Source organism: Bradyrhizobium manausense, from assembly GCF_001440035.1.
Classification (GTDB): Bacteria; Pseudomonadota; Alphaproteobacteria; order Rhizobiales; family Xanthobacteraceae; genus Bradyrhizobium; species Bradyrhizobium manausense.
Window position 1 is genome coordinate 1 of sequence record NZ_LJYG01000007.1, and the last position, 3,118, is coordinate 3,118.

3 protein-coding genes are annotated in these 3,118 nt (G+C 60.4%); all 3 read right to left on the reverse strand.

The features are described from left to right. On the reverse strand, window positions 1–1,323 hold a 1,323-nt coding region (locus tag AOQ71_RS44630; RefSeq protein WP_057740974.1), incomplete at its 3' end, for an IS4 family transposase. Between the two features lie 460 nt (window positions 1,324–1,783). Next, a complete protein-coding gene (gene istB, locus AOQ71_RS01700) occupies window positions 1,784–2,539 on the reverse strand; it encodes an IS21-like element ISFK1 family helper ATPase IstB (RefSeq protein WP_057740971.1) in 756 nt (251 codons plus the stop codon). Window positions 2,540–2,556: 17 nt separating this feature from the next. After that, the coding region (locus AOQ71_RS01705) for a Mu transposase domain-containing protein (RefSeq protein WP_162268296.1) at window positions 2,557–3,118 on the reverse strand (562 nt) is incomplete at its 5' end.

Consider the following 3,118-nt stretch of genomic DNA (forward strand, 5'->3'; position numbering starts at 1 on the left):
GTATCCTCCGAGCCGCGCGATCTTGACGACGTAGTGGGAGATCGTGGTTCGTTGAGAGCGGTTGGCACCCCGATCTTTCACCAAATGATCGAGAAGCTTGATTTCGGTTTCCGTCAGCGCCGTTTGCGGCGGCGCATTCGGCGTGGAGCGATTGAGCATCGTCATCCAGAAGACGCGCCAGCTCACAATGCAGAAGACCGCGATCAGATTGACCAATCGCTCAGCGGTTCGCAATTTCGACTCCTCCGCCTTGCAGCCCGATTTGAGGATCTTATGGAAGACTTCGATCTTCCACCGCAGCGCGTACCACTCGAGCTTCTCGATGGCGTCCTTGCGCGATTGGACCGGGAGATCGGTGAGAAGCTTCCACTCGATTTTCTTTCGCCGCTTCGGCGTTCCGCGCTCTTGAGCATGGATCACGGTCAGAGTGAGTGCAGGATATTTCTTCTGCTTGCCGATCGGCGGCAGAATTCGAAGCTTGCGGAATCGAATTTCAAGAAGCGCTTCATCCGGATCACCTTTGTCATCCTTGACAGCCACCCGGTGCAGACCTTTGACCGCGACCTCGTCCATTTCGTCGGCAATTGTATGATTGCCGTCCCCGGCGAGTCGATCAACGCAGGTTCGCACCAGGAAATGCGTTCCAACCTCTTCGGCCAGACAGAACAGCTCATAGATGTCGCTCTCGCGATCGCCGATATGAACGCATTGTCCAGGGGCAGCGAGAAGGTCGGTCGATTGTCGTAAATTCTCCAGCCAGCGGATGCTCTCCTTCTGCTCGATCGGAACCCGTGTCGGATTGATCTTTCGCTTCAGGGCCGTCGTCCCCTTGAACTTCTTGCGTGTCCAGAACTTGATTGCCGCCAGTCCGAGCGGAAGCCCCTCGGTCGTCACGGCGAGGCTCGAATGCATCAGGATGCCGCACTGCGTGCGCCCTGCCGTCTTACCTGTAAAGCCAATCAGATCCGGCTTCTCTCGCTTGAAGCTGAATTCCGTCGTGTCATGGAGGACAAGGATCGGCCCCTCCGTTGTCGTCGCGCGCCCGTGCGTCGCCTCAAAGTGGCCGCCAAGAATATCCGCCTCGTTGACCCGTTCGTTGGAGAAGAAGCGATACGCGGCCTTCGTGTTCGCCCAGTCCTGACAAACCAGCGGGATGCTCTGACCCATGTCGCTCCCGATCAGCCCGAGCAACTTGCAAAATCGGCGGCCGAGCCGCTCATCCTTAAACTCGCATCCCGCAACTTCCCGATCAACCCACGTCTCGATGCCGGTCGTCAATCGCTGAGCACGCGCTTCCGCAAGATCCTTTAGTACCAAGCCCACCAAGCACCATCAAATTCGAATCAGGTGCTCGACAACGAATCACAAGAGATTCTGCCGATTCAAGTTTTCGCCGCGGACACGTCGTCTAAATCGACCGCAAATTGTGGGTAATTGGAAGGTCTCTTTGCCGCTTACGAAACTGGCAAGGCGCCGGTAGGATTTGCCACCGACATCAGACCGCTGTTTACGCAAGGGCGGAGGTCATACCGTCAATGCCCTGCACAGTCGGCGAATGTGCATCAGCCTTGCCTCGGCTTTTGAATGGCATGAGGTCACCAAGAGTGCCATCTCCGCGAATCTGGCTGACAATGGCTTTTGCCAAAGTACTTTTGCCAAGTCCGTTGGGTCCATATTTGTGCGAATTTCACGGATTGTGAGCATCGATTTCGGGCGATCGTGAGCACTGAATTCAGACGATCGTGAGCAGCCCGCGGCGGCCGATGGGGAGATAGAGTCAGGGTTACGGCTGCCCGTCAAGGGCGATGGTTTTGGCGCTGCGTTTTCGCATGCTTTCACCGGAGAGCTGGAGGCGGTGGGCGTTATGGACGAGGCGATCGAGAATGGCGTCAGCGACCGTGGGGTCCCCGATGGCTCCATGCCAGGTGTCCACGGGGAGCTGACTTGTGACGATTGTGGATGCGCGGCCATGGCGGTCCTCGAGGATCTCGAGCAGGTCGCGGCGTTCGGCGGCAGTGAGCACGGACAAGCCCCAATCGTCCAGGATCAAAAGCTGAGCGCGGCCGAGACTTTTGAGGAGCCGGGGGTGACGCCCGTCGCCGCGAGCGAGCGCGAGGGCTTCGAACAGCCTCGGGACGCGATGATAGAGGACGGAGCGGTTGTCGCGGCAGGCCTTGTGGCCGAGGGCACAGGCCAACCAACTTTTGCCCAGGCCGGTGGCGCCGGTGACGAGCAAGTTCTCGTGGCGATCGATCCAGCGGCCTTCGACGAGCTTGGCGAAAACGGCGCGATCGATGCCACGCGGGGTACGCAGATCAACGTCTTCGACGCAAGCATTCTGACGCAACGCGGCGGTCTTGAGGCGCATGGCGAGCCGCCTGGTGTCGCGTTCGGCGGCTTCGCGGTCGACCAACAGACTTATCCGATCTTCGAACGGCAAGGCTTCGAGATCGGGTAATCGGCGCTGCCCCTCGAAGGCCTTGGCCATTCCGCTGAGGCCGAGCTCGATCAGCCGTTCGTGGGTTGGGTGGTTGAGCATGCATGGTCTCCTTTGCTTCAGTGGAAGTAGTCGCGGCCGCGGATGTTGCCGTGGCGCAGGGGTTGGGGCTCGAAAGGCTCGTCGTCGAAGAGAGTGCGATCGAGACCGTTCTGGAGAATCGATCGGATGGAGGCGACGGAGCGCGCCTTGATGAGGATGCCGCGCCGGCAGGCCGCGTCGACGCGTTCGGCGCCGTAGCTTTTGGCCAGCGCCAGAATGCCGAGGCAGGTTCGAAAGCCCTGTTCTGGATGAGGCCGGGCTTCGATCACGGCCTGGAAGAACGCTGCAGTCGAAGGGCCGATCCGCTCGCCAGCGGCGATCACCGCGGCGGGGGTCCATTTGCCGTAGCGGCGATGGGCGCTGGGCATGTGGTCGGCGATGGTGGTGTGTCCGCGCCGGTTGGGGGCGCAGGCATGGCTGGCGATGCGCTCGCCCTTGTGAAAGAGTTCGACCGTCCGATCGTCGATGCGGGCATCGACCAGCTCGCCGATCAGACGATAGGGCGCGGAGTACCAGTGGCCGTTGACCTCGACGTGATAGTCGGGAGCGACGCGGCAGCGCTTCCAGCGTGCGAAGGCA